The sequence below is a fragment of the Acetobacter sp. DsW_063 genome, assembly GCF_002153745.1.
Lineage (GTDB): Bacteria > Pseudomonadota > Alphaproteobacteria > Acetobacterales > Acetobacteraceae > Acetobacter.
The window spans coordinates 1-1,312 of record NZ_JOPL01000103.1; the positions used below are offsets into that span (position 1 = coordinate 1).

At 62.3% G+C, this 1,312-nt stretch carries 2 protein-coding genes and 1 pseudogene; all 3 read left to right on the plus strand.

What is annotated here, in order from left to right; genetic code table 11:
• A pseudogene (locus HK28_RS12100) lies at positions 1–141 on the plus strand (conjugal transfer protein TrbE); the annotation flags it as partial.
• The gene (gene trbJ, locus HK28_RS12105) at positions 138–899 is read left to right on the plus strand and encodes a P-type conjugative transfer protein TrbJ (protein ID WP_369823660.1); all 762 of its coding nucleotides are present in this window, start codon (positions 138–140) and stop codon (positions 897–899) included. The pseudogene HK28_RS12100 and the gene trbJ, both read left to right, overlap by 4 nt.
• A gap of 5 nt (positions 900–904) precedes the next feature.
• The coding region (locus HK28_RS12110) for a type IV secretion system protein (RefSeq protein WP_198945882.1) at positions 905–1,312 on the plus strand (408 nt) is incomplete at its 3' end.

Genomic DNA, 1,312 nt, shown 5'->3' on the forward strand with positions numbered 1-1,312 from the left:
GCTGCGTCCGGCAAGGACGATCACCGAGCGATCGATACGGTGCTGGCGAAACATGGGCGGGACGGCTTTCTGCCGGCCTGGTTCGAGGCGCGTGGCGTGAAGTGGGCGGCGGACCTCCTGCGGGACGGGCGCTTGTCATGATGGGCAGGTTCAGCCGCCACAGGGGCACTGCAATTCTCCCGATTGCTCTGGCTGTGGGTGTTGTGGCGATGCAGGTGTTACCGGCTCACGCCCAGTGGGCGGTGTATGACGGTGCGAACCACGTCCAGAACGTGCTGATCGCGGCCCGGACACTCCAGCAGATCGACAACCAGATCACCTCTCTCGCTAACCAGGCCCAGATGCTGGTCAATCAGGCGAAGAACCTCGCCAGCCTGCCACTCTCGACATTGTCGACGCTGCAATCGACGATTTCCCAGACGACGGCTTTGCTCGCGCAGGCGCAGAATATCGCCTACAGCGTCCAGTCCGTCGAACAGCAATACCAGCAGGCGTACACATCTGTGTCTTCCGGCATGTCCGACAGCGCTCTGTTTTCTCAGGCACAGGCCCGCTGGCAGAATTCCGTCGGCGGGTTCGAAGATGCCCTGAAGCTGCAGGCGCGCGTGGTGGGTAACATCCCGAGCGACAGCAGCGCCATGACGCAGCTTGTTTCCGCCAGCCAGACCTCCACGGGAGCCTTGCAGGCGGCTCAGGCTGGGAACCAGCTTCTCGCCCTGCAATCCCGGCAACTGTCCGACATTCAGGCTGAACTCGCCGCCAATGGCCGCGCCACCGCCCTGCAACAGGCGCGCGACGCGGCAACGGAAGCCGAAAGCGCGGTGCAGTACCAGCATTTCTCCCAGCATGACGCCTACGTGCCCGGCACCGTGTCCATGTTCGGCAGCAGCGGGAACTGACCGCCATGGCGATGAGCGACGTGGGCGTAATCGACACATTTCTGAACAGTTTCACCACTACCATCGATACTGGCTTCGGTTTGGTGAAGGGCAGCATGATCTCGCTGGCGGGGTCGCTGTCCGTGCTCGACATGGCGCTGGCGGGCCTGTTCTGGGCCTGGGCGGCAGACGAGGATGTCATCCAGCGTCTGGTGAAAAAGACGCTCTATATCGGGTTCTTTTCCTTCCTGATCAGCAATTTTTCCAGCCTTTCGAAGACCGTCTTTGACAGTTTCGCCGCCCTTGGCCTGAAAGCTGGGGGCGGGACGCTGTCGCTGGACCAGTTCCTGCGTCCCGGCCGCCTGGCCTCGACCGGTTTCGATGCAGCCCAGCCGCTTCTGGATTCTGTCCACAATCTGCTTGGTCCTGTCGCC